Source organism: Paenibacillus phytohabitans, from assembly GCF_013141775.1.
GTDB lineage: Bacteria > Bacillota > Bacilli > Paenibacillales > Paenibacillaceae > Paenibacillus_AQ > Paenibacillus_AQ phytohabitans.
This window is the reverse complement of record NZ_WHOB01000018.1, coordinates 83117-109545: the sequence shown is the minus strand read 5'-3', so window position 1 is coordinate 109545 and position 26429 is coordinate 83117. Positions and strand designations below refer to the sequence as shown.

General features: G+C 54.3%; 20 protein-coding genes. 18 read left to right on the top strand and 2 right to left on the bottom strand.

Features of this window, described 5'->3' with window-relative positions; all coding sequences use genetic code 11:
• Positions 1-4: 4 nt before the first annotated feature.
• Complete coding sequence (locus GC101_RS05520) at positions 5-1891, bottom strand: Rqc2 family fibronectin-binding protein (RefSeq protein WP_171716439.1); 1887 nt, start codon at positions 1889-1891, stop codon at positions 5-7.
• Positions 1892-2081: 190 nt separating this feature from the next.
• Between GC101_RS05520 and GC101_RS05515 the strand changes: the two genes are divergently transcribed.
• The 5 genes from GC101_RS05515 to GC101_RS05495 all read left to right on the top strand — a co-directional run bounded on the left by GC101_RS05515 (position 2082) and on the right by GC101_RS05495 (position 10514).
• The gene (locus GC101_RS05515; protein WP_076245435.1) at positions 2082-4892 is read left to right on the top strand and encodes a calcium-translocating P-type ATPase, SERCA-type; all 2811 of its coding nucleotides are present in this window, start codon (positions 2082-2084) and stop codon (positions 4890-4892) included.
• A gap of 112 nt (positions 4893-5004) precedes the next feature.
• On the top strand, positions 5005-5841 hold the full coding sequence (gene dapF / locus GC101_RS05510; protein WP_042136578.1) for a diaminopimelate epimerase: 837 nt from the start codon (positions 5005-5007) through the stop codon (positions 5839-5841).
• A gap of 526 nt (positions 5842-6367) precedes the next feature.
• Positions 6368-8197 (top strand): spore germination protein, encoded by a 1830-nt coding sequence (locus tag GC101_RS05505; protein WP_246354184.1) that lies wholly within the window; start codon positions 6368-6370, stop codon positions 8195-8197.
• Positions 8181-9395 carry a Ger(x)C family spore germination protein gene (locus GC101_RS05500; protein WP_246354193.1) on the top strand — a complete coding sequence of 405 codons (1215 nt, stop codon included), beginning with the start codon at positions 8181-8183 and terminating at the stop codon, positions 9393-9395. The genes GC101_RS05505 and GC101_RS05500 overlap by 17 nt, the downstream gene beginning before the upstream one ends.
• Positions 9396-9413: 18 nt before the next feature.
• Positions 9414-10514, top strand: a complete 1101-nt coding sequence (locus tag GC101_RS05495) for a GerAB/ArcD/ProY family transporter (RefSeq protein ID WP_171716437.1) — start codon at positions 9414-9416, stop codon at positions 10512-10514.
• Here GC101_RS05495 and GC101_RS05490 read toward each other — a convergent pair.
• The gene (locus GC101_RS05490) at positions 10487-10744 is read right to left on the bottom strand and encodes a hypothetical protein (RefSeq protein WP_042136582.1); all 258 of its coding nucleotides are present in this window, start codon (positions 10742-10744) and stop codon (positions 10487-10489) included. The two genes, GC101_RS05495 and GC101_RS05490, sit on opposite strands and share 28 nt — an antisense overlap.
• A gap of 156 nt (positions 10745-10900) precedes the next feature.
• Here GC101_RS05490 and GC101_RS05485 point away from each other — a divergent pair, with 156 nt between their 5' ends.
• The 13 genes from GC101_RS05485 to pknB all read left to right on the top strand — a co-directional run bounded on the left by GC101_RS05485 (position 10901) and on the right by pknB (position 26364).
• Entirely contained in the window at positions 10901-12775 is a 1875-nt protein-coding gene (locus tag GC101_RS05485) for a bifunctional homocysteine S-methyltransferase/methylenetetrahydrofolate reductase (protein ID WP_171716436.1), read from the top strand.
• A gap of 38 nt (positions 12776-12813) precedes the next feature.
• Positions 12814-13710: a YicC/YloC family endoribonuclease gene (locus GC101_RS05480; protein ID WP_171716435.1), complete on the top strand. Its 897-nt coding sequence runs from the start codon at positions 12814-12816 to the stop codon at positions 13708-13710.
• A 51-nt stretch (positions 13711-13761) separates the two neighbouring features.
• Positions 13762-14022, top strand: a complete 261-nt coding sequence (remA, locus tag GC101_RS05475) for an extracellular matrix/biofilm regulator RemA (protein ID WP_006209218.1) — start codon at positions 13762-13764, stop codon at positions 14020-14022.
• An 18-nt stretch (positions 14023-14040) separates the two neighbouring features.
• Positions 14041-14610, top strand: a complete 570-nt coding sequence (gmk, locus tag GC101_RS05470) for a guanylate kinase (RefSeq protein WP_039298007.1) — start codon at positions 14041-14043, stop codon at positions 14608-14610.
• 54 nt (positions 14611-14664) lie between these two features.
• The gene (rpoZ, locus tag GC101_RS05465; RefSeq protein ID WP_042136588.1) at positions 14665-14868 is read left to right on the top strand and encodes a DNA-directed RNA polymerase subunit omega; all 204 of its coding nucleotides are present in this window, start codon (positions 14665-14667) and stop codon (positions 14866-14868) included.
• A 535-nt stretch (positions 14869-15403) separates the two neighbouring features.
• Positions 15404-16636 carry a bifunctional phosphopantothenoylcysteine decarboxylase/phosphopantothenate--cysteine ligase CoaBC gene (gene coaBC / locus GC101_RS05460; RefSeq protein WP_246354183.1) on the top strand — a complete coding sequence of 411 codons (1233 nt, stop codon included), beginning with the start codon at positions 15404-15406 and terminating at the stop codon, positions 16634-16636.
• Positions 16636-19167 (top strand): primosomal protein N', encoded by a 2532-nt coding sequence (gene priA / locus GC101_RS05455; protein ID WP_042136592.1) that lies wholly within the window; start codon positions 16636-16638, stop codon positions 19165-19167. Before coaBC ends, priA begins: the two co-directional genes overlap by 1 nt.
• Positions 19168-19271: 104 nt before the next feature.
• The gene (gene def / locus GC101_RS05450) at positions 19272-19757 is read left to right on the top strand and encodes a peptide deformylase (protein ID WP_042212916.1); all 486 of its coding nucleotides are present in this window, start codon (positions 19272-19274) and stop codon (positions 19755-19757) included.
• Between the two features lie 5 nt (positions 19758-19762).
• Positions 19763-20704 (top strand): methionyl-tRNA formyltransferase, encoded by a 942-nt coding sequence (gene fmt / locus GC101_RS05445; protein ID WP_042136595.1) that lies wholly within the window; start codon positions 19763-19765, stop codon positions 20702-20704.
• Complete coding sequence (rsmB, locus tag GC101_RS05440; protein ID WP_171716433.1) at positions 20701-22185, top strand: 16S rRNA (cytosine(967)-C(5))-methyltransferase RsmB; 1485 nt, start codon at positions 20701-20703, stop codon at positions 22183-22185. The genes fmt and rsmB overlap by 4 nt, the downstream gene beginning before the upstream one ends.
• A gap of 151 nt (positions 22186-22336) precedes the next feature.
• A complete protein-coding gene (gene rlmN, locus GC101_RS05435; protein ID WP_042136599.1) occupies positions 22337-23377 on the top strand; it encodes a dual-specificity RNA methyltransferase RlmN in 1041 nt (346 codons plus the stop codon).
• A gap of 6 nt (positions 23378-23383) precedes the next feature.
• On the top strand, positions 23384-24160 hold the full coding sequence (locus tag GC101_RS05430; protein ID WP_039298018.1) for a Stp1/IreP family PP2C-type Ser/Thr phosphatase: 777 nt from the start codon (positions 23384-23386) through the stop codon (positions 24158-24160).
• Entirely contained in the window at positions 24157-26364 is a 2208-nt protein-coding gene (gene pknB, locus GC101_RS05425; protein ID WP_171716432.1) for a Stk1 family PASTA domain-containing Ser/Thr kinase, read from the top strand. The genes GC101_RS05430 and pknB overlap by 4 nt, the downstream gene beginning before the upstream one ends.
• Positions 26365-26429: the final 65 nt, after the last annotated feature.

Below are 26429 nucleotides of genomic sequence, written 5' to 3'. Positions count from 1 at the left end.
GGGACTAGCTTCGCAGAACACTTGCCAGACCTTTGATACGCTCTTCATCCGGTGTGACGAATAGCGTCCGCTGATGATCGTAGATGACGAAGCCCGGTTTAGCCCCGCTTGGTTTGCGGACGTACCGGATCAGGGTGCTGTCTACCGGAACGCTGCTCGACTGCTTCGCCTGGCTGAAGTAAGCGGCGAGCTGGGCAGCTTCTTCTAAGGTGGCATCGCCGAATTCCTCGCTGCGGATGACTACATGCGAACCCGGAATGTCCTTCGTGTGCAGCCAGGTATCGTTCGCCGAAGCCAGACGGTTGGTGACATATTCGTTCTGCAGGTTGTTTTTGCCTACATAGATGTCGATGCCTTCAGAAGAGGTGAACACCTGCAGGGTAGGGCGGGTGGCCTTTTTCTTCTTTTTGCCCTTTTTGCTGCGGTCACGCAGGTAGCCCTGACTTACCAGCTCCTCACGGATTTCCTCGATGTCATTCAGTGAGGCGTGGGCGAGCTGCTGCTGCAGCGTCTCCATGTAGGCAATCTCCTCATGGGTCTTGAGCAGCTGTTCGCCGATGACCCGCAGGCTGTTCTTATATTTGTTGTATTTCTTGAAATAGCGCTGCGCATTGTCCGTAGGGCTTAAGAGCGGATCTAGCGGAACAGTGATTTCTGCCTGATTCTCATCGTAATAGTTTACTAGCTTTGCCGTCTTATCCCCTTTGTTCAAAGTGTGCAGGGAAGCGAACAGCAGCTCGCCCCAGATCCGGAACTGGTCGGCGTCCTGGGCCTCGTCCAGATCCTTCTGCAGATTGGCAAGCTTCTTAATGTTTTTGCCGCGTTCATTGCCGAGGAAACGGATCAGGTCGCTTACCCGCTGCTTCACGGTATCCTTCTCCGCTTTATCCCCGTAATAATCCTCCAGGCATGTGCTGATGGAGCTGTACTGCTTCACTTTCCCGCCCATCAGCTTCAGCGGTATGGCGGAGAAGATGGGCTTGCCTTTGGCATTCAAGCCGGAGACCGGCGAGAACCGGAGCTCCCTAACCGGCTCCATTACAGAATTGAAGGCTTCCCACAGCTGGTCCGGGTGGTTTACCCCGCTGCTGAACTCCTGGGCATCGCCCCCGAGTGCCGTGTAGCGGTGGACGATCTCACCGGCAATGAGCGGACTCAGGCCGTTAAAAGCATGCACAAGCCAGCCCGTAGGGTCGGCTGATGGGGAAGGGCCGCCGGAGCCGTCGGCTTTTGGTTCTTCCAGTGAGGCCAGAAGCCCCGCAATCTCGCCCTCGATCATATCCTCTTCAGGCTCCTCCGGATGCTCCGCAGCATATAGGGCGGCTTCTTCTGCCGAAGCCATCAACGAGATGAAAGCGGCCTGGCTTATGCCGAGCGGATTCAGCTTATGCTGCTGCGGCGGCTCGGTATAGGCTGCTCCAGGCATAACGACCCGGTAGCTGCTGATTGACGGGGTGACGTGATGAATCCCGTCGATAATCGTGCCGGTGGACAGCTCGGTCAGAATGATGTTGCTATGCCGTCCCATCAGCTCAATGATGATCTTTTTGGCGGAGACATCTCCCAGCTCATCCCGGGTCCTGATAGTGATATGAATGATCCGCTCCATGCCCACCTGCGTGATGCTCTCGATGGTGCCGCCTTCACAATGCTTGCGCATCAGCATGCAGAACATGGGCGCTTCTGCCGGATTGATAGTGCTTCTCTCGGTCAGATGCAGCCGGGGGTAGGTCGGATTCGCTGACAGCAGCAGCTTGCCGCCGCCGCCCGCACCGCGCAGGGTGAAGATCAGGTCATGTGTGCTGGGTTGATATATTTTGCTGACGCGTGCACCAATGAAGGATTGAAGCTCATGCACGATCGCTTTGGTAACGATGCCGTCTAATGCCATGATAAAGTTCTCCTGTCGCCTAAAAATAATGTACTCCCTCTATGATGCCATACTTTCACTCGTTCGCGCAAAAGGAGAAAACGGATGCGGTGATAATTTGGGACGACCATGAATACACTTGGACATGAACAGGTGGAAAAGCTGTGCGCCGCCGGAAGTCAAGAAACGACCGGGAGGGGAAAGATAAGTCATGGAACAAAAAAGTTGGCACCGCCTCGGTGCAGAGGAGCTGCAGGAGATGTTCAGCGTTCATCCGGGAGCGGGTCTGAGCGCGGAGGCTGCTGCAGAGAGACGTAAAGAGAGCGGGTACAATGAGCTGTCGGAGGGCAAAAAGGTATCGCCTGTTACGCTCATGCTCAATCAGTTCAAGGATTTCATGGTGCTGGTGCTGATGGGTGCGACACTGGTATCCGGCCTGCTCGGCGAATATCTCGATGCAATTACGATTATTGCCATTATTCTGCTTAACGGGGTGCTCGGTTTCGTACAGGAGTTCCGCGCCGAGCGTTCGCTCCGGGCACTGAAACAGCTGTCTGCCCCGTCTGCCAAGGTATTGCGCGGAGGGAAGCAGGAATTGATTGCAGCCAAAATGCTGGTCCCCGGTGATATCGTCCTGCTGGAGAGCGGTGACCGTATCCCTGCGGATGTCCGCTGGCTGCAGTGCAGCGCCCTCTACGCCGAAGAATCGGCACTGACGGGGGAATCCTTACCGGTCTCCAAGCATGCGGAGGCGATTCATGCCGAAGAGATTCCGCTTGGCGACCAGAAGAATATCGGCTTCATGGGCACGATGGTGACCCGGGGAACAGGCCGGGCAGTCGTCATCCGCACCGGCATGAATACCGAGATGGGCAAGATTGCCGACCTGATCCAGAATACCGAAACCCAGGAAACGCCGCTGCAGCACCGTCTGGAGCAGCTTGGCAAGATTCTGATCTATGTCTCCCTGGGCCTCACGATTGTCGTTGTTCTTGCAGGGATTCTGCATGGACAGCCTGCACCGGCGATGTTCCTGGCAGGTGTCAGTCTGGCCGTAGCAGCCATTCCGGAAGGTCTTCCGGCGATTGTAACCATTGCTCTTGCCCTGGGTGTCCAGCGGATGATCAAGCGCAAGGCCATCGTCCGGAAGCTGCCGTCCGTAGAGACCCTGGGCTGTGCCTCGGTCATCTGCTCGGATAAGACGGGGACGCTCACTCAGAATAAAATGACGGTAACGCGGGTGTGGAACGGCGGACGGAGTCTGGAAGTGACCGGAGAGGGTTATTCGCCTGCGGGACATGTACTCCACAAAGGCAAGCCTGTAGATCTGAAGAATGACCAGAGTCTGCGGCGGATGCTGCAGGTGGGTGCTTTATGCAGCAATGCGGAGATTTTTGAGACTATCGCTGATACACGCGGCAAGAAGAAGGGCAAAGGCGCGGAAGCCGAAAAGGTTGCGGACACCCAGTCTGTGTGGGAGCTTAAGGGGGATCCCACAGAGGGTGCGCTGGTAACCCTGTCTGCCAAAATGGGGTTAACTGCACAAACGCTTGCTGTTACCTATACCCGGGAAACGGAGTTTCCGTTTGATTCTGAACGCAAGCTGATGTCTGTGATCGTCAGCCATCCCGGCGGACGGATGATCTGCACCAAGGGCGCGCCTGATGTGCTGCTGAATTGCTGCTCCTATATGCTGTGGGAAGGCGGAGTAGTTCCTTGTACGCCAACCTTGCGCCAGAAGGTGCTGGAGGCCAATGAGGAAATGGCCGGAGGTGCGCTGCGCGTACTGGGGATGGCATACCGCGAGATGCGTACCGGAGAAGTGGCCGGCAGCGAGAAAGAAGCGGAATGCCAGCTTGTCTTCGTAGGGCTTGCCGGAATGATTGACCCGCCGCGCCGTGAAGTGCGCGATGCTATTCAAGTTACCCGCCGGGCCGGAATCAAAACCGTGATGATTACCGGAGACCATGGAACGACTGCGGAAGCAATCGCCCATCAGCTCGGCATTCTGCAGCGTGGGGGAACTGTCCTGACCGGCAGCCAGCTTACCCGGATGGACGATGATGCACTCGACAAAGTGTCCGATAACGTCTATGTATATGCCCGGGTATCTCCCGAGCATAAGCTGCGGATTATCAAGTCGCTGCAGCGCCAGGGCCATGTGGTGGCGATGACCGGGGATGGTGTGAACGATGCTCCGGCAATCAAGGCGGCCGATATCGGAATCTCCATGGGTATCACCGGCACGGATGTTACCAAAGAAGCATCATCACTTATCTTAGGGGATGACAATTTCTCGACGATAGTTGCAGCCATTGAAGAAGGCCGGAATATCTATGAGAACATCCGCAAGTTTATCCGGTATCTCCTGGCTTCGAATGTCGGCGAGATTCTGACGATGTTCTTCGCCATGATGCTGGGGCTGCCGCTGCCGCTGGTGCCGATCCAGATTCTCTGGGTCAACCTGGTCACGGATGGACTGCCGGCGATGGCGCTGGGGGTAGACCAGCCGGAGAAGGATTTAATGGAGCACAAGCCCCGCGGAGCCAAGGAAAATATCTTCGCCCGCCGTCTGGGCTGGAAGATCGTCAGCCGCGGTCTGCTGATCGGCCTCTGCACCCTGGCCGCATTCTGGCTGACGCTGCGTATTGCTCCGGATAATGCACAGCAGCTGGTGCGGGCGCAGTCGGTTGCTTTTGCCACACTGGTTATGGCCCAGCTCATCCATGTCTTCGACTGCCGCAGCTCCCGGTCGGTATTCCACCGGAATCCGTTCCAGAACAAAGCACTGGTGCTCGCCGTTCTGTCATCCGTGATCCTGATGCTGGCCGTTATGTACCTGCCGTTCCTGCAGCCGGTATTCAAAACCGTTCCGCTCAGCTTCCGCGAATGGTGCCTGGTGCTGGTGATGGCCGGCGTTCCGACTTTCCTGATGGGTGCGGGCAGCGTCTGGGGCGGCAAGAAGAACCGCAGCCGCAGCGGCGGACGGCAGATGATAAAAAGTACAAAGTTTTCGGCATAAAATCAATAGCATCACTCCACTCCTTTAAGGTATGCTGGTTACACTGGGAAGCTTGGTTTACGATGAACCGGCTGGCATATTTCAAACAAAACTTTTAGGAGTGGACGATACAATGGAATTTACTAAGATGCACGGACTAGGCAATGACTTTATAGTTGTATTCGGCGAGGAGGAGCTGCCGGGCAATGCTTCGGAGCTGGCAGTTACGCTGTGCAACCGGTTCTTCGGCATAGGCGCTGACGGGCTGGTGTACATTCTGCCTTCAGAGCGCGGTGATTATATGATGCGTATCATGAACTCTGACGGCTCGGAAGCCGAGCAATGCGGCAATGCCATCCGCTGTGTCTCCAAATATGTGTATGAGCACGGACTGGTGGAATCGGAGCAGATTGTGATCGAAACGATTGGTGCCGGTGAACAGAAAGTGTCCCTGAAGGTAAAAGATGGTGTGGTGGAGACTGTTACCGTGGATATGGGCGAGCCGGTTCTGTCCGGGCTTCAGATTCCTGTAGCGATCGACGCGGAGCCTGTGCTGGATCAGCCGATTGAGGCGGACGGAACGGAATTCAAATTCACCGCCGTGTCCATGGGCAATCCACACGCGGTTATTTATGTAGACGATGCTGTATCCTTCGACCTCGGCACGTGGGGACCGAAGCTGGAAGTTCATCCGCTCTTCCCGCGCAAAGTAAATGTGGAGTTCGCTACCGTTGTGGACCGCGGACATGTGGATATGCGCGTCTGGGAGCGCGGTGCCGGACCTACACTGGCCTGCGGAACCGGAGCCTGTGCCACTCTGGTCTCCTCCGTACTGAACGGGGTAACAGACCGTTCGGCCTGGATCAGTCTGAAGGGCGGCGACCTGTTCATCGAGTGGAATGAGGAAGATAACCATGTGTATATGACGGGTCCTGCTCAGGTTGTGTATACGGGCTCGGTGGATATTTAAGCCGGATTAAACCCCATAGCAATAGATATGGAATCCCCCGCGAGCTGCGAGCTTGCGGGGGATTTCTGCATCCGCCGGGCCTTCACCCGGTGGAATTTGAACTTTTTAGCTGCTGCTGGAGCACGAGTTCCCTGATGAACTCCGCCAATTGCACCATAGCCCTCCACTTTTTAAAAATCCTGCCCAAAATACAACATTTCCTACTTTAATCAGCTCCAAATCCGGAATTGTTGTTCGAAATACAGAATTTCTCCTCCTCTAAGCCACTTAGCGAGATAATTCCTGTATTTCATACAACAATCCTCTAGAATGCCCGGTTATCTATGAGCCAAAGCTGTAATACGTACAGTATTTTACCGGTTTGGCGTGAATTCAAGTGACGTGAACTTAAGTGGCGTGAACTTAAAAATCTCCATTCTACCCATGGATACCCCCGACCTCCACCCGGAGGGAAGCCAGCCGAATAATGGCAAGGATATCCGCGAATAATAGAACTCTGCATGAGCATGGGAGGGATGAGGCGGATATGAAGTCATGGTCCAATAAACATAAACAGGCAACAGCTGCAGCTCCGGCGAACCAGCCAGCTGAAGGCGGAGCTCCTTATCTGTCCGATAACTTTGCCCGGAATCTGGATAGTATGCAGTCTGAGCTTGGCGGCAGTCCGGATCTCAAAGTCCGCAGAATCCAGATCGGGGGAGAACGCCGGATTGAAGCGGCGGCAATTCATCTCAGCGGATTGGCTGATACGGTGGCCGTTAACGAATTTGTAATTGGCTCGCTGCTGGGCAATACGGAGGACCTGTTCCCGGACGATACGGACGACATGGTAACAGCCAGAGCCAGCGATCAAGCCGCACAGGAGACCAGCCATGGGGATGGAGCAGCTTCCGGCACCGCCGCTCCGGCAGAAGCTTCAATTAACGCCACAGCTGAGTCTGCCGCTAACTCCGCTGCTAAGTCTGCCCCCATGTTCACCGCAGAGCCCGGCACCGGACGCTCCCCCCTCCCGCAGCTGATTCTAAACCGCGCCCTGGAAATCGGCGACGCGGTATTGCAGGAGGAATGGAAGGATATCATGTTGGCCGTTCTCTCAGGCGACACCGTTATATTGCTGGAGGGATACCGGACAGCTATTATCTGCGAGACCCGGGGCGGAGAGCAGCGATCGGTCAGCGAGCCTTCCTCGCAGCTTGTGGTCCGGGGGCCGAAGGATGGTTTTGTAGAGTCGGTGGCCACGAACATCTCACTGATCCGCCGCCGGATCAAATCGCCCAAGCTGCGTCTGGAATACATGAAGATAGGTACAGAAACACAGACTCATGTGGCTCTGATGTATATGAAGGGGATAGCCGGGGAAGATCTGATCCGGGAAGTCAGGGAACGTCTGCGTAAGATAACCCTAGATGAAGTGCTGGAGTCGGGTTTCATTGAAGAATTAATTCAGGATAAGACGTTCACACCGTTTCCTACCATATACAATTCGGAACGGCCGGATGTGGCGGCAGGCAATCTGCTGGAAGGCAGAGTGGTCATTATTGTCGACGGCACCCCGTTTGTCCTGATCCTTCCGGCGGTGTTCACGCAATTTTTTCAGTCTGCAGAGGATTATTCCCAGCGTTTTGATATCGCCATTATGATGCGGGTCATCCGTTATGTCAGCTTTCTGGTCCTGATTCTCGGCCCTTCCGTTTATCTTGCACTGACTACCTATCATTATGAGATGATACCGACAACACTGCTGATCAATCTGCTCTCCCAGCGGGAGAATGTGCCTTTCCCGGCTTTTGTGGAGGTGCTGTTGATGGAAACGGCTTTTGAGATTCTCCGGGAAGCCGGTGTGCGGATGCCCCGTGTCATCGGGCAAACGGTATCCGTTGTCGGTGCGCTTATCCTGGGAACCGCTGTGGTGGAAGCGGGGATCATTACACCGATCATGGTTATCGTGGTAGCGTTGACCGGGATTGCCAGCTTTGCCATTCCGGCTTATAACATGGCGATTGCCGGTAGACTTATCCGGTTTGCTTTTCTGATCATGGCAAGCATGTTCGGCTTCTACGGGATTACGCTGGGACTGATTGTACTAGTGGCACATATGAACAGCCTGCGTACCTTCGGCATTCCCTATCTGTCCCCGTTCGTGCCTCTTTCGGTCAAAGGGCAGAAGGATACGATTCTCAGGCTGCCGCTCTGGCTGATGGGCCCCCGCAAATCACCGCAGCAGATGCGCGCAGAGCTGCCTGAATACATGCAGCTAACGACGGGCTATGACGAGCAGCTGTCTCCGCTCATTCTCAAGAATAATACCGCTGCCAGGCAGCAGGCCGAAGGTGAACAACATGAAACTGATGAATAAGATATCCGTCTTCCCTGCACTGCTGCTGGCTCTTCTGCCGCTGCTCCTGCTTACCGGCTGCTGGGACAATGTGGAGCTTAACCGCCGGGCCATTGTCTCAGGGGTAGCCATCGACCGGGGGCCGACCGAGGCCGAGAAATACCGGCTGTCTTTTCAGGTCATCGTTGCTGAGGAAATATCCGGGGAGAATGCCCGGGGGATTTCCCCGGTTGCCATGTACACAGGTACCGGCCGGACGATGTTCGAGGCACTGGCCGATGCTTCCCGGCAAACAGCGCGTTTCTTATCACTTGGACATGTACGGGTGCTGGTGGTTTCCGAGGAGCTTGCCCGTGAAGGGATCAAGGATATCCTGGATGTGCTGGAGCGGGAGAGTGATACCAGGCTCACCAGTCTGATCTTTATTGCCAAAGGTCAGCCGGCGCATGAATTGATGTCAACGATGACCGTGTTCAGCAAAATCCCTGTGAATGATCTGGTTGAGAAGCTGGAGACGACTTCGAAGCAGTTCGGCTACAACTTCCGGATGGAGGTGGATGATGTGATCCGCGGGGTTCAGCTCACAGGAGGCGGACCTATTATCAATGGGGTGTTTACGAGCGGAAGCAGGGAGGGCGCAGACACTAACGATAACCTGAAAAGCATTTCACCCAAGAACATTCTGAGAATTTCAGGACTGGCAGCGTTTAAGGACGATAAGATGAAAGGCTGGCTGGACGGCGACGCCGCGCTGGGCACCGTTCTTTTGCATAACAAAATCAAAGAGTTTCCCGTTGTAATCAAGGACAAAGAAGGCGGCTATCTGTCTTTCAATGTCTATCAGTCCCAGGTAACCTTGAAGGCGGCTGTTACAGATCCGGAGCATCCGGTCATTATCGTGAAAATCAGACAACAGGCTGCGATTAAGGAATCTGCCAATTCCCTGGACCTTACTTCACCGGAGGTACTGGAGGGATTGTCTGAACAGCTGACCGGGGAAACGATCAAGCAGATTAAGGCAGCAATTGCTTCAGCCCGGGAGTTCAAAAGCGATTATCTCGGCTTCGGCCAGGTGCTGCAGCGAACCCATCCGCGCGGCTGGAAGCAGGTCAAGGATCATTGGGAGGATATTTTTGCAGCCTGCGAAGTCCAATTTGACGCAGATGCCGTCATCCGGCATACGGATATGCGCAGCAACTCTTTTCAGATCAACAAATAGAACCGGGGAGGTCTACATATGGGGACGATCAAAATCGGACTGGGCCAGTTCTTCTGCTTGACCGTTTTGTTTGAGCTGGGAACGGCACTGGTTGTCAATCTGGGTATGGAGTCCGGCAGGGATGCCTGGCTCTCGATTCTGGTCGGCTGTGTGGCCGGTCTGATCGTGTTCACGGGTTATGCCTATCTGTACCGCAAGCACCCCGACATGCCTTTTACCGCCTATACGCGGCAATTGCTCGGCAAATATATCGGAACTCCGGTGGCCATACTGTACATCATTCTCTACATTAATCTTGCCGCCCGGGATTTGCGCGATGGCAGCACTATGCTCGCTATGGCAACCATGCACAACACTCCGCTGTTTATTCTCAGTACGCTGATGCTGCTCTCGGGGGCGTATGTGCTGCATAAAGGCGTGGAGGTGCTGAGCAGGACTTCGGTGGTTTTTGCGCTTGTCGTGATGCTGATCGGCTTGTTCGGCACAATTATGCTGGTGCTCTCGGGGTCTATCAATTTGCACAGACTGCTGCCCGTGCTCGAGAATGGCCTCCAGCCTGTGCTGGTCTCGGTGGCGCATCAGAATTACATGTTTCCGTTCGGGGAGATGGTTTGCTTCACCATGCTGATGCCCTATTTGTCCAGTGTCAAAAAAGGACCATGGGTCATCGCCGCCGGTATCCTTTTCTCCGCCATTCTGCTCAGCTTCACTATGGCCTTGAATATTTCAGTCCTGGGTGAGGATATTGTGGAGCGCTCGCCGCTGCCGCTGATGCCGACGATCAGCAAGATTTCGATCTCGGATTTCATCCAGCGTGTGGATATATTTGTAGTGATGGTGCTGATTATCGGGGTGTTTTTCAAAATGGCTGTATTCTTTGCCGCTGCACTGGTCGGTATTTCGGAGCTGTTCCATATGCCTTTCCGCCGGATGCTGTATCCTTGTGCGCTGATTATTCTGTTCACCTCCATGCTGGATGCCCGCAGCTTTACAGAGCATCTGGATGAGGGCGGAGGTCTTTTATATTTGGTGTATCCTTTTTTCATGCTGGTTGTTCCGGCGGTGCTGGTGGTGATGGCGGCAGTCCGGGCTCATTTCTCTGCACCGCGTCCGGGCTGAGTTCCGCGTATCCAGTAGACGGCATCCGGCACGATCATGCAGAGGATCAGCACTGTTGCAGTCAGCTTCTCGGAAGCAGTATAGAGCAGGTAATCGAAAATGTAGCCGATATTATCCAGCCCGTACCCGAAAAGCCAATCCCCCAGATACAAATACAGCAGCGAGAGGGCGGACAGCAGCAGGATGACGGCATATTTGCGCAGCAGCAGCTTACGGGTGTTTTTTTTCATTGGACAGGCTCCTCTGTAAAAGAATAGGAGTAGTATGAATCATTTGCCGGTATGCCATGCAAAGGGCGTCTGTTTCCGCTGATCAAAGCTTATCATCCATCCCGTTTTATGTTACATTAGTATGAAACTAATGACAAAAAAGGGGAGGTTCTTACGGTGAAGCCGGATTTGCGCTCTGCATGGGAGAATAACGTATTGGTCGGAGACGGGGCGATGGGAACCTTTTTATATCAAAAGGGTTTTCCTGTAGGCATCTCCTATGAGGAATTGAATCTGACCTCTCCGGAGGTGATTGAGGATGTCCACCGGAGCTACATGGAAGCCGGTTCAGTCCTGCTGGAGAGTAACACGTATTCGGCGAACTATGATAAGCTCTCCAAATTCGGGCTGGAATCGAAGGTTGCCGAGATCAACCGCGCCGGGGTGAGCATTGCCCGCCGTGCAGCCGGAGAGACCGGCTATGTAGTCGGGGCTGTGGGATCTATACGCGCCGGCAAACGGGCTAATTTGTCCTCGGCTGAGCTTAAGCGGTTTTTCTCGCAGCAGATTGCTGCGCTGCTGGAAGAGCAGCCGGACGGTATCATGCTGGAGACCTTTTATGATGTGGAAGAGCTCCACCTGGCACTCAGAACCGTCCGCAAGCTCAGCGGGCTTCCTGTAATCTGCCAGCTGGCTGTAGATGACTCGGCGCGAACACTGGACGGGCTTACTCTGCCTGAGGCGTTCCGCATTCTGGAACAGGACGGTGCGGATGTCATCGGCTTCAACTGCAACACCGGGCCGAACGGCATCAAGCGTGCGCTGGGCACTCTTCAGGGGCGGCTTGTGCTTCCTGTATCGATCTATCCCAATGCGGGGGTAGCAGATTATGTGGACGGCCAGTACCGCTATGGGGCATCACCGGAATATTTCGGCCAGATGGCTCCGGTCTTCGCGGATATGGGCAGCCGGATCATTGGAGGATGCTGCGGCACCACTCCCCGGCATATTGCGGAAATTTCCGCTGCACTCAAGGAGTATGCGGTTACGCCGCTTCCGGAGCCTGATGAACATAGAATGGCAGAACGGATTTCTGTGCATGAGCATTTGAGCGAGGATGAAGGACAGGGCGGAGCAGAACCGACGCTTGTGGATCTGGTGAAGGAACGGCATACAGTGATCGTAGAGCTTGATCCGCCGCGTGATCTTGACATCGCGAAGTTCATGCGAGGAGCGGAAGCGCTGCGCAGAGCCGGCGCAGATGCGCTGACGCTGGCAGACAACTCGCTTGCGGTTACCCGGATGAGCAATATGGCACTGGGGCATCTGGTTCAGGCCCGTACAGGGCTGCGGCCGCTGGTGCATATTGCCTGCCGGGACCGCAATCTGATCGGTACCCAGTCGCATTTAATGGGCTTTGACGCTCTTGGCATTGACCATGTACTGGCTGTAACCGGTGATCCGGCACGTTTCGGTGATCTGCCCGGGTCCAGCTCTATTTATGATCTGACCTCTTTTGAAATTATACGTATGATCAGACAGCTGAATGACGGTGTGGCCTTCTCGGGCAAGCCGCTCAAACAGAAGGCGAAGTTCGTGATCGGTGCTGCGTTTAATCCCAACGTCAAGCACTTGGACAAGGCGGTGGAGCGGCTGGAGAAGAAGATCGCATCCGGTGCGGATTACATTATGACCCAGCCTGTCTATGATCCTGAATTAATTGCCCGGATTGCCAAAGCCACAGAGCATCTGGATATTCCGATCTTTATCGGAATCATGCCGCTGGCCAGCGGCCGGAACGCTGAATATCTCCATAATGAGGTTCCGGGAATTCAGCTCTCCCCCGAGGTCCGCAGCCGCATGCAGGGACTGGAAGGCGAAGCGGGGCGCGCGGAAGGCGTTCTCATCGCCAAGGAGCTGCTGGATGCGGCGACTGCGCATTTTAACGGCATCTATCTGATTACACCCTTTATGTTCTATGATATGAGTGTACAGCTGCTGGAGTATGTCTGGGCGAAGCAGGGACGCAGATTGTCCCCCTTGTTTCGCTAGTAAGAATCAATTACAATAGTGTAATGGATGTGATTCCGTTGTCATTTAGTATGACCGGATACGGTCAGTCATCCCTGCAATTCGGTGGACACAAGATTAGTTTCGAAGTCAAATCGGTGAATAACCGTTACTGCGAAGTTGTGCTGCGGATGCCCCGGGATTGGACGGGTTATGAGGATATGGTGCGGCGGCTCGTTCAAGCCCATATCAAACGGGGACGGGTAGATGTCATCATTAATAGGGAACTCACCGAGGGTGCGGCTGACGCGCATGCGCTGAACCGTACGCTGGTGAAGTGCTATCTGGACGCAGCAGAGGCCTTAAGACGGGAGTATGGATTCCAGGGAGAGTTGACTCTCCGTGATATACTTTCTATGCCCGGTGTTATGGAATTCAAGGAAGAGATTCCGACTGCTGCTGCGTCTCCCTCTGAAGAAGTTGCAGAGCTCCTCGAGAAGGGGCTCCGCCTTAGTCTGGAGGCCCTGCTGGAGATGCGTGCCCGCGAGGGCGGTTATCTGGCTGCTGATCTGTCACGCCGGGTTGACCGGCTGGAGGAGCTGCATGCCGGGATAACCGGGCTTGCGCCTCTGGTTGTGCATGAATACCGCGAGAAGCTGCGGCAGCGGCTCAGCGGACTGAATGACGGGAACTTCCCGTGGGATGAGCATAAATTCGGCATGGACATTGCTATTTTCGCCGACCGCTGCAGTATAGATGAGGAGCTTACCCGGCTGTACAGTCATTTCGGGCAATGCAGGGCTTTGCTGCTTGGCAGTGAACCTGCAGGACGCAAACTTGATTTTCTCATTCAGGAGATGAACAGGGAGACCAACACCATCGGGTCCAAGTGCAATCATCTGGACATCGTGAATCTCACGCTTGACATGAAGGCGGAGCTTGAGAAGATACGCGAGCAAGCGGCGAATTTAGAATAACAGGGACCTGAAACAAGCAAAGATGTAACTTATGGGGGGAACAACCGGAACATGGCAATCAAATTAATCAACATCGGCTTTGGGAATATCGTGTCGGCCAACCGCATTATTTCCATTGTCAGCCCGGAATCTGCACCGATCAAACGAATTATTCAGGAGGCCAGAGACCGGCATATGCTGATCGACGCCACCTACGGAAGACGGACGCGGGCCGTCATTATTACAGACAGCGACCACGTCATTCTCTCGGCCGTTCAGCCGGAGACCGTTGCTCACCGCCTATCCAGCAAAGATGACGATAACGACGAATAACAACAAATGGAGTGTACTATGTCAAAAGGATTGCTGATCATACTATCCGGCCCATCCGGCGTCGGCAAAGGTACGGTATGCACTGCGCTGCGGCCGAAGATGCCTGAACTCGTCTATTCCGTTTCCGCCACCACGCGTTCACCGCGTGCAGGTGAAGAGAACGGCGTCAATTATTTTTTCAAATCCAGAGAGCAGTTCGCTGACATGATTGAAGGTGACCAGCTGCTCGAATATGCGGAGTACGTAGGCAATTATTACGGTACTCCGCGTGACTTTGTGGAGAGAACACTCGAGAGCGGAAGAGATATTATTCTGGAAATCGAGGTTCAGGGAGCTCTCAAAGTCAAAGACAAATTCCCAGAAGGCATCTTTGTCTTCCTTCTTCCTCCGTCGATGGACGAGTTGAAGGACCGTATCCGCGGACGCGGTACGGAGCATCCTGATGTGATTAATCACCGCATGTCTGTTGCAGAGGATGAAATCGGCCTGATCCGGCATTATGATTACGCAGTAGTGAATGACGAGATCGATCTGGCCTGCAAGCGAATAGAAAGCATTATTATCGCCGAACATTGTAAGGTGAGATGATAGGTTCTACAGGATTGGTTCATATTTATAGTAAAAGATGAAGAGGTGTTCTACATGCTATATCCATCCATTGACGAACTGGTGACCAAGGTCGACAGCAAGTATTCCCTGGTTGTCGCTTCAGCCCGCCGGGCTAGAGCGCTCCGTGAAGGCGGAAAGACTGATATCAAGAACCCGAGATCGCACAAGTTTGTTGGTGTTGCGCTTGAAGAGATCTATGAAGACCGCATTATCGTAACACGCGGCGACGAAGAATAGTCTCAAGGTTCCGGCTCAAGGCTCACAGCAGAAACGGAAACCATCCCGCTTAGGGATGGCGCAGCCGTTTCTTCTTGAGTTAAGCCAGTTAAGCTGCACAATGAAATAGATAATAGCCCGCACCGGGCTGTTCCTGACAACCGGAAGGTTGTTATTTTTTTCTCTATTTATAAGGAAATAATGAAGCGGGATAGATTAAACTTGAAATTTTGAGTGAAGTGAACGGAGCAGCGGAGGGGATTTTGGAACTGTAGGAGCGACAGCGACCGCCTGAAAGCTTTCCGCAGGAAAGCTAGCCTCGGAAGCATAATCAGTCACCGGATTTCCACCGCGATATGCGGTATAAATCAAGAAATCTGGGGATGGGCAGCGGCCGGAAGTCCAAATATCACCGCAGTGGCGATAGTTCCTTTATTCAAAAAAATAAATGAAATCTATACATCTTCCTTTTGACGTAAATATGAAGATTTTCATTTCTTCTTTTCATAGCGGCATATACAATGGGCACAGATTGAGGAACAGGGGGGAGATCAGTTTGAAGAGTTTACAAGGAAAGTCGATTATACTCGGAATCACAGGAGGCATTGCTGCTTATAAGGCGGCGGCCCTGACCAGCAAGCTTACCCAGCAAGGCGCCGAGGTTCATGTCATCATGACAGCGTCGGCCAAACAGTTCATTACGGAGCTGACACTGCAGTCATTGTCGAAGCAACGGGTATACAGCGATACTTTTCAGGAACGCGACCCGTCCTCCATCTCACATATTGATCTGGCGGATTCGGCCGATCTGGTCCTGATCGCACCGGCTACCGCGAATATTATTGCCAAAATGGCGCACGGGCTGGCAGATGATATGCTGTCTACTACACTGCTTGCCGCTACAGCTCCTGTAATGGTGGCTCCTGCAATGAATGTTCATATGTATCAGCATCCGGCGGTATTGAGCAATATCGATACACTCTACAACCGGGGGGTACACTTTATTGAACCGGGCGAAGGACTGCTGGCCTGCGGTTACGTGGGCAAAGGGCGGCTGGAAGAGCCGGAAGCGATCGTGAAGGTTGTGGAGAACTTCTTTGCGCTGCAGAACGACAAGAAATCCGGGCCGCTCGCTGGTAAAAAGGTAGTTGTTACCGCTGGCGGTACGGTTGAACGTATCGATCCTGTCCGTTACATTTCCAATGATTCCTCCGGAAAAATGGGCTTCGCGCTGGCACGGGCAGCACGCGCCATGGGGGCAGAGGTTACCTTGATCGCCGCGCGTACGGATGAAGCGCCGCCGCGCGATGCCGATATCCGGCTGGTCCGCGTGGAATCGGCGCAGGATATGTATGAAGCGGTCACGGAGCGCTGGGCCGATTGCGACATTCTCATTAAAGCGGCAGCTGTCGCAGATTACCGTCCGAGACACAGCGCGGAGTCCAAGATCAAAAAGAGCGGTGACACCATGACCCTTGAACTGGTGAAGACTACCGATATTCTGGAGAGTCTCGGCAAAATGAAGGATAAGCAGTTCCTGATCGGGTTTGCCGCCGAAACCGAAAATGCGGAATACTACGCCAAAGACAAGCTGGTGCGCAAGAATCTTGATCTAATCGTAGCCAACGATGTTGCAGTGGAAGGTGCCGGATTCGGCACAGATACCAACATTGTGTCAGTCTATGATGCAGACGGCCTGGTACTGGATCTTCCTTTAGCTTCCAAGGATGAGGTAGCGCGCCGGGTGCTGCAGCTCGCCGCTGAGCGTGTTGCCGGAGCCTTGTTATAATGGATATTGCCAAGGTCATTGTCGATGTTCCTGTGCGCAGCACCGACCGGCCGTTTGATTATTTGATTCCCGATTCATTGAAGCTTTGGATTGAAGTAGGCAGCAGAGTGGCGGTTCCGTTTGGACCCCGGACCGTTCAGGGCTTTGTTGTATCCCTGGAGTCGGGAGAGACCGGCAGTGTATCGAGAATGAAGCCGATTGTGGAAGTGCTCGATCTGCTGCCTCCGCTGTCGCCGGAGCTGGTAGAGCTGGGCGACTGGATGAGCCAAAGATATGCCTGCAGACGGATCTCCGCACTGCAGGCTATGCTTCCGACTGCCCTGAAGGGCAAAGCCGAGCGGCTGATCTCGCTAGGTGATGCAGAGGCAGCAGCCCATACTCCCGGAGATGAGCTGTTTCCGCTTTTCCTGGAGGCTGACAACGAAGAGCAGGAGATTACTGACTTCGTCAGACGCCACGGGGAAGTATCGATGAAGCTGCTGACCCGCACCTTCCCGGAGGCTGCTGAGACTGTAAAGTTCATGGTGCGGCGCGGTGTGCTGGCGGAGAGCCAGTCGATCAAGGACAAGATGGGCAAGAAGAAGCTGAAGGCCGTTGATTTGGCCATAGGCCTCTCCGCAGCACGCGAATCCCTGTCCGGCTTCCCGGCGCGTTCGGCGCGCCAGAAGGAAGTGCTGTCCTTCCTGATCGATATGGAGGCAACACTTCCCATGCCGCTCAAGGATGTGCTGTCGGTTCTTCAGGTTACGGCCGGCACGGTGAAGGCGCTGGAGGACAAAGGGTATATTGAGATTAGTGAAATTGAAGTATACCGCGACCCCTATCAGGGACGCGATTTCAAGCCGAGTACACCCTTGCCGCTGACAGCGGAGCAAGAGGTTGTGTATAAGCGGATTGTGGGAACTGTAGAGCAGCAAACGCATGAAGTCTTCTTATTGCACGGGGTAACGGGCAGCGGGAAGACGGAGATTTATCTGCAGTGCATTCAGCGCTGTGTGGAGCAAGGGCGTCAGGCCGTAGTGCTGGTGCCGGAAATTGCCCTGACTCCACAGATGGTTGAACGGTTCAAAGGCCGGTTCGGCAGCGGGGTGGCAGTAATGCACAGCCGGCTGTCTGTCGGCGAACGCTACGACGAATGGCGCAAGATCCGTGAGGGCAAAGCGATGGTTGCTGTCGGCGCACGCTCGGCAGTGTTTGCTCCATTCGCCAATCTGGGCCTCATTATTATGGATGAAGAGCATGAGGGCTCCTATAAGCAGGAAGAAAATCCGAAATACCATGCCCGTGATGTCGCGGTCCGCCGGGCTGAACAGGGCGGGGCAGTAGTGATTCTTGGCTCGGCTACGCCTTCGCTGGAGAGCTATCACGCAGCCAGATCACAGAGCGATATTCATTTCTCGCCGATTCTGCTGGAGATGCCTAGCCGCGCACTCGGCAACGAGCTGCCCAAGGTGGCAGTGGTCGATATGCGCGACGAGCTGAAGGAAGGCAACCGCTCGATGTTCAGCCGCAGGCTGCATGCTGCGCTGGTGAGCAGGCTGGAACGCGGAGAGCAGACGGTACTCCTCTTGAACCGCAGAGGGTTCTCTACCTTCGTCATGTGCCGGAGCTGCGGATATGTTGCCGGTTGTCCCGAATGCGATATCTCGCTGACATACCATAGCCGCAGCGACAATCTGCGCTGCCATTACTGCGGCCATGCCGAGCCTGCACCTAAGCTGTGCCCCGAATGCGGCAGCGAGCATATCCGCTTCTTCGGGACAGGGACCCAGCGAGTCGAAGAGGAGCTGGGCAAGCTATTTCCCGGTATCCGCGTCATCCGTATGGATGTTGATACAACCACGGAGAAGGGTTCACATGAGAAGCTGCTGAACCAGTTCAGGGATAAGAAGGCCGATGTACTGCTGGGAACGCAGATGGTGGCTAAGGGACTGGATTTCCCCGATGTTACACTGGTCGGTGTCATCACTGCGGACTCGGCGCTGAACCTGCCGGATTTCCGGGCGGCGGAGAAGACGTTCCAGCTGCTCACACAGGTAGCCGGAAGAGCGGGCAGACATCAGCTGCCCGGCGAAGTGGTTGTGCAGTCTTATACACCGGAGCATTATTCGATCATCCATGCCAGCGGACATGATTACAGATCGTTCGTACGGGATGAACTGAAGCACCGCAAGGAGCTGCATTATCCGCCGTATTGCCGGCTGATTCTGGTTACGCTGTCGCATGAGCAGCTTCCGCTGCTGCTGAAGCTGGCGGAGAATTATGCCCTGAATATCCAGGGCAAAGCAAGGCAGCTGCGCTGGTATGGCAGTCTGGACAAGCTCTCCTCGGATGCACTGGATCTGCTGGGTCCGGTAGCGTCACCCTTGCCTCGGCTCAAAGGCCGTTACAGATTCCAGTGTATTATCAAATGGCGCGGTGCGATTGATGCGATCGGACTGGCCCGTCAGGTGGCCGAGGAGCTGGAGGACTCTGTCCGTGACAAAGGACTGCAGATCAGCATTGATGTGGACCCGCAGATGTTGATGTAATCTCCCGGCGTGTTACAATGGGTAAGGTGTTTTACTATGAAATGAAAGAATGATTTCATTTTATATACTATAGACATGTTCAGAACAAGGATGGTGTTTTTGTAATGGCAATCAGGCTGATCGTGAAAGAACCGGATGAAGTATTACACAAGAAAGCTAAGACCGTAACAACCGTAACCCCGAATGTGCAAAAACTGCTCGACGATATGGCGGATACGATGTATGACGCGGAAGGCGTTGGTCTCGCAGCTCCGCAGGTTGGAATTCTAAAGCGTCTGATCGTAGTCGATGCCGATGAAGAGCATGGATTGATCAAGCTGATTAACCCTGAGATTATCAGCATGGACGGGGAGCAGTTCGGACCTGAAGGCTGCCTGAGTATCCCCGGTCTGAACGGCGATGTACGCCGTGCAGAGACAGTAACCGTACGCGGTCTGGACCGTGAAGGCAACGAAGTTACAATTACCGGAAGCGGATTGCTTGCACGGGCTTTTCAGCATGAAATCGATCACCTGAACGGTGTGCTGTTCACGGATATCGCCGAGAAGGTATATGAGTATACAGCAGAACGCAGTGAAACTGAGGAGTGAATGAAATGAAGATAGTGTTCATGGGAACGCCGGCTTTTGCGGTACCCTCCCTGCGGATGCTGCTGGAGGAGGGCTATGAGGTAGTCGCTGTGGTTACCCAGCCGGACCGTCCGCAAGGACGCAAGAAGACGCTTGCCCCTTCACCTGTGAAGGAGGCTGCACTTGAACTGGGCTTGCCGGTTCTTCAGCCGGAACGGATGCGGCGCCCGGAGGCGGTAGCTGAACTGGCTGCCTATGAGCCGGATCTGATTGTTACAGCGGCTTACGGGCAGATTCTGCCGAAGAGTGTGCTGGAGCTGCCGAAGAACGGATGTGTGAATGTCCATGGCTCACTGCTGCCGAAATACCGCGGCGGCGCCCCGATCCAGCGCTGCATCATTAACGGTGAGAAGGTAACGGGTGTGACGCTGATGTATATGGCGGAAGGACTGGATACCGGAGATATGATCTCGCGGGTAGAGGTGCCGATTGAGGACGAGGATACCTCAGGCACCATGTTCGGGAAGCTGAGCATTGCCGGACGTGATTTGCTGAAGGCGGAAATGCCGCGACTTGCGGCTGGACGTGTAGAGGCGACGGTGCAGGATGACAGCGAAGCAACTTATGCGCCGAATCTCAGCCGCGAGGATGAACGGATCGACTGGACGGCCGGGTCACTGGCAACCTATAACCGTATCCGCGGGCTGGTACCATTCTCGGGTGCCTTCACCCTATGGAATGACGAGACCTTCAAGGTATGGGCGGCGGCGAAGCCGGATAACGGCAGTTCCGCCGGCGGTAATGCTGCTCCGGGTACAGTGCTGTCTGTAAGCGAACGTGGAGTTGAAGTGAAGACCGGCGACGGGATTCTCCTGCTGACAACCGTACAGCCTGCCGGCAAAAAAGCGATGAGTGCGGCAGATTTCAGCCGCGGCGCAAGTCTTAAGCCCGGCACGGTGCTGGGTTGAGCGCGGGCGGCAAAGGCGGCGGACCGCGTAATCCCTCTGGAGGCAACACGTCAGCGGCTTCCGGGAGCTCAGCTCCGGGTGGTCAAGCCAGAGGAGCAGGCAAGAAGAAGCCGGGCGGCAAACCGCCGGCGGCAGCTTCTGCACGCGAGGTTGCGCTTGATGTTCTTGTCCGCGTAGAGCAGCAGGGGGCCTATAGCAATCTGCTGCTCGGCAGCAGCCTGCAGAAAGGCGCTCTCAGCCGTGAAGATACCGGACTGGCTACGGAGCTGGTGTACGGCACGATCTCACGGATGATTACTCTGGATTATGTTCTGGAGGGTTTTGTGAGCAAGGGAGTAGCTAAGCTTCAGCCCTGGGTGCGTAATCTGCTGCGTCTGAGCTTGTACCAGATTATGTATCTGGACCGGGTTCCTTCGCATGCAGCCGTTAATGAGGCTGTGAATATAGCCAAGAAACGCGGCCATCAGGGGATTTCCGGCATGGTTAACGGCGTGCTTCGCAGCGTGCTGCGGGCTGGGGAACTGCCGGTGTTGCCGGATGGACTCAGCAGGGAAGAGCGGATATCTATTGTTCATTCCCATCCGCTCTGGATGGTGCACCGCTGGTCTGCGGAATATGGTACAGACACGGCGGAGGCCATATGTGCTGCGAATAACGAAGCGCCTGCGGTCAGTGTCCGCGTCAATACAACTATGATCAGCCGTGAGGCGCTGCTGGCCGAGATGCTCGAAGCGGGTCTTGAGGCCTCTGAATCGAAGGTTAGCCCCTTCGGGGTGATTGTTAAGGGCGGCGGCAATATGGCTCTGACTTCCTGGTACAGGGACGGATATCTCTCAGTGCAGGATGAAAGCTCCATGCTGGTGGCTGAAGTTGTAGCTCCTGAAGCAGGAATGAAGGTGCTGGACTGCTGTGCCGCTCCCGGAGGCAAAAGCGCGCATATGGGCGAGTTGATGAAGGACGAAGGATCTATACTGGCTAATGATCTGCATGAGCATAAGGCGAAGCTTATCGCAGATCAGGCAGCTCGTCTGGGTCTGGAATGCATCGCTACCTTAAGCGGCGACGCACTGCAGCTGGGTGCCGCTCTTCAGCCGGAATCTTTCGACCGGATTCTGCTGGATGCCCCTTGCTCGGGGCTTGGGGTGATCCGGCGCAAGCCGGATCTGAAGTGGCGGAAGCAGCCCGGAGATGTGGACAGCGTAGCTGCGCTGCAGCATGAACTGCTGCAGTCGGTCGCCGGGCTCCTTAAGCCTGGCGGTGTGCTGGTCTACAGCACCTGCACTACCGAGCAGGCAGAGAACGGCCGGATTATCGGGGATTTCCTGGAGCGTAATCCCGGGTTCGCTCCGGTCAGCTTCAAGACCGCCGTCTGGGAACGGCTTGAGGGAACCGCAATTGCCGCAGGCGATGGAATACAGCTGCTTCCCCATCATTTCGGAAGCGACGGATTCTATATTGCCCGGCTGGAGCGACTCTCGTAATATAGTGATTTCTGCATGGAATTACAGCTTCCCGCCCCGCAGAGGTTTTGCGCGGCGGGCTTTTCTTTTACCGGCTCTGGAATTTGTGTTAAAATAGGAAGAATGAGAAATAATACGCATATAATTTACGAAAGAACAGGTGCTAATAACAATGAAACCTTTAATATATGATTTTTCTTTAGAAGAGTTGCAGCAGTGGGCCAAGGATAACGGAGAGCCGGCTTTTCGCGGCGGACAGATTTTTGACTGGCTGTATGTGAAGCGGGTCAATGATTTTGAATCCATGAGCAATCTCTCCAAGGCACTGCGCGGCAAGCTGGTGGAACAATTCAGTATTTCGGCTCTGACTGAAATTACGAAGCTGGAATCCAAAGACGGTACTGTGAAATTCCTGTTCGGTCTGCATGATGATCATGCGATTGAGACAGTTATTATGAAGCACAATTACGGCAATAGCGTATGTGTAACTACCCAGGTGGGCTGCCGGATCGGCTGTACCTTCTGCGCGTCTACGCTTGGAGGTCTGAAGCGCGATTTGACCGCAGGGGAGATTGTGGCCCAGGTAGTGCGTTCCCAGCAGATTCTTGATGCCCGCGGCGAACGCGTCAGCAGCATCGTTATCATGGGCACCGGCGAACCTTTCGAGAACTACGACGCAACCATGAGATTCCTGCGCCTCATGATCCACGAGAAGGGTCTGAATATTGGCCAGCGCCATATTACAGTATCGACCAGCGGGATTGTGCCGAATATTTACAAGTTTGCTGACGAGGATACACAGATCAATCTGGCGATCTCGATTCATGCGCCTAATGATACGCTCCGTTCCAAGCTGATGCCGGTTAACCGCCGCTATCCGTTTGATGATGTAATCGAGTCATTGCGCTATTATCAGGCCAAGACAGGCCGCCGGATCAGCTTCGAATATGCCTTGATCGGCGGCGTGAACGATCAGCCTGAGCATGCCGAGGAATTAGCGGGTGTGCTTAAGACCATGCTCTGCCATGTGAACCTGATTCCGGTTAACCATGTGCCTGAGCGCAAGTATGTACGGACTTCCCGCAATGATATCTTTGAATTTCAGCGTATACTGGCCGATCATGGCGTGAACGTTACGATCCGCCGTGAGCAAGGCCATGATATTGCGGCCGCATGCGGTCAGCTGCGTGCCAAACATATGGAGTTGGGGTGAGGATATTTGATCAGAACAGTTCAAGCCAGCGACATTGGCCGGGTACGTACCGTCAATGAGGATTCGGTCTGGATCGGCGCTACGCGCCACGGTTATACCCTCGGCATTATAGCCGACGGGATGGGGGGACATTTGGCTGGCGATACCGCGAGCAGGATTGCGCTGGAGACGGTCAGGAACATTCTGGACCAGCTGCAGCCTGATCTTCCGGAGGCAGAGCTGAAGGAGGCACTGTCAGCCGCCATATTGGAAGCCAATCACACGGTCCACAAAGAGGCTCAAAGCGATGAGAAATACCACAACATGGGGACTACCATCGTAGCTGCTCTACTGAAAGGGTCAGCGGGATACATCGGCCATATCGGAGACAGCAGGGCATATCTTATTCAGGACGGTGCTGCAATACAACTAACCGAGGATCATACGCTGGTCAATGAGCTGTTCAAGAACGGCCAGATCAGCCTGGAGGAGCTGGGCAGCCATCCGCGCCGTAATGTGCTGACCCGGGCCCTGGGGACGGATGCCGTGGTGTCTGCGGATCTGGCTTCTGTTACGCTTGCACTTGGGGAGCTTCTGCTGCTGTGCAGCGACGGACTCAGCAATTTCGTCAGCCCCGAGCATATGGCCAAGGTAGCCGGAATTCATGAGATTTCTCTGGAAGAAAGAGCGGATCGATTACTTCAGCTGGCATTGCTTGCCGGCGGCAACGATAATATCAGCGTTGCTATGTTAGAACACCAAGGAGAGGCCGCAGTGCCCGAGACAAAGGAGTGGGATAGATGATCGGTCACGAATTGGGCGGCCGCTACCAAGTCATCGAACGGATCGGTGGAGGTGGCATGGCGCTCGTCTACAGAGCCCATGACATTCTGCTCAACCGGAATGTTGCTATCAAAGTATTGCGCAACCAGTTTGTGCATGATGAGGAATTCATCCGCCGGTTCCGGCGGGAGGCGCAATCAGCGGCATCGTTATCTCATCCAAATGTAGTCAGCATTTACGATGTCGGCCAGGAAGATGAAGTCCATTATATTGTTATGGAATATATTGAAGGCAAGAATCTTAACGAAATCATTAAAGAGCGGGCTCCGCTGCAGGTTGACGAGTCCGTGCGGATTGCATCACAAATTTGTGATGCACTTGATCATGCGCATTTGAATCAGATTATTCACCGCGATATTAAACCTCATAATATTCTGATCGGCCGTAATGGCCGGGTTAAAGTAACGGATTTCGGAATTGCCCGGGCGGTTACGTCCACTACCATAACCCAGACGGGTTCCGTGGTCGGTTCCGTGCATTATTTCTCGCCTGAGCATGCCAAAGGCGTGACCACAGGAGAGAAGTCCGACCTCTATTCTCTGGGGATCGTGCTCTATCAGATGCTTACCGGGGTGCTGCCTTTTCTGGGGGAAAGTCCTATTAGTGTAGCGCTGAAGCATCTTCAGGAGGAATTTGAGGAGCCGCGCCTGCTGAATCCGCTGATTCCGCAAAGCGTGGAGAATGTAATCCTGAGATCAATGCGCAAGAATCCGGAAGAACGGTATCAGTCCGCTAAGCAAATGCTGCAGGATCTGGAGACCTGTCTGCTGCCAGAACGGCGGAGCGAGTCCAAGGTCTTATTCGATGACGAAGAGGACGAGGACAGAACGCGGGTGATTCCTGCAATCAAACCGCTCCAGCGGGGTCTGGGCAGCCGTGGCGGCGGCGGAGAGGAACGTGTCCGCAGTATGGAGGATGCTCCGCCTCCTCCACCCGGCAAGCGCAAATCGGGCCGCGCGGCGCTGTGGATCAGTCTTACCCTGATACTGCTGATCGCCATGGGCGGGGTCGTCTGGTATGTCAACTCCAAATTGTCCGTGGATGAAGTGGCGGTTCCGGTTGTTACCGGTATTTCTTTTGAGCAAGCCAAAGCTGCCCTTGAAGAGGTGGGCTTGTTCGCAGAAGAGCCGCCGGTGCAGGCATACAACCCGAATTTCGAAGAAAATATCGTCTGGAAACAGAGTAAGACTGACACGATGGTCAAGGAAGGAACGCATATTATCCTTACGGTAAGTACCGCCAAGGTTCTGCCTAAGCTTAAGGATGTTTCTAATATGAGCTATGATGATGCAGTCAAGGAGCTAATTGCACTGGGAATTGCACAGGATAGAATCAGCAGTCCGGACGAACGTTTCAGTGAAGAATTTGACAAGGGCAAAGTAATCAGCTCCGAGCCTGCGGCAAATAGTGAGTATGATCCTGAGACTGTAACGGTTAAGCTGATCGTGAGTAAGGGGAAAGAGAGCACGAATATGCCGGGCCTCCTTGGAATGACAGAGAAGGAAGCGAAGGCAGCGCTTGAGAAAGCCGGCCTTGTGCTGGATGAAATTAAGGAAGAGCCAAGCTTCACGTATGAGAAGGGCGAAGTCACGAAGCAGTGGGCGTATGAGGAAGGGGATCAGGTTCCCCCCGGAGAGAAAATAACCATTTACCTCAGTTCAGGTTATCCTCCGGAAGCACTGGAATATACCTTTAACGTACCGGTTGCACCAGCAGTGGACGGACAGAAGAGCAAAATCCGCATTGTCTTTGCAGATGCGCGTAATAATGGCGAGAACCAGGAGTGGGGCACACGCACGATTGGCAAAAGTCAGACCTTATCCGTGAACATGTTGCTTGCTCCCAACAAGGATGGGATGGTATCCGTATACCGGGACGGAGAATTCCTCGAGACCTATCCTATAACTTATGTGGATGTCAAGAATAACAATGTACAGACCCCTGAACCTCCTCCGGTTCAGACTCAGACGCCTGAACCGACCGTTGCACCGACCGAGGCTCCGGCTGAGCCTACGATCGAACCTGAGATTCTGCCGCCGGGCACCGGGGAGGGCGAAGAGACAGGTACAGGTGATCAGACGGGCTTCATACCAGGTAAAGACAACAATAATAAACTGCTTGCCGCTTCCCGCGGAAATGGCAAGGGCAAAAGCAAAAATAAATAAAAAGAGATAAGCTTCAGCGGGGCGGTGGCAACACCATTACAGCTGGAGAGGCTAAATGACCCGGG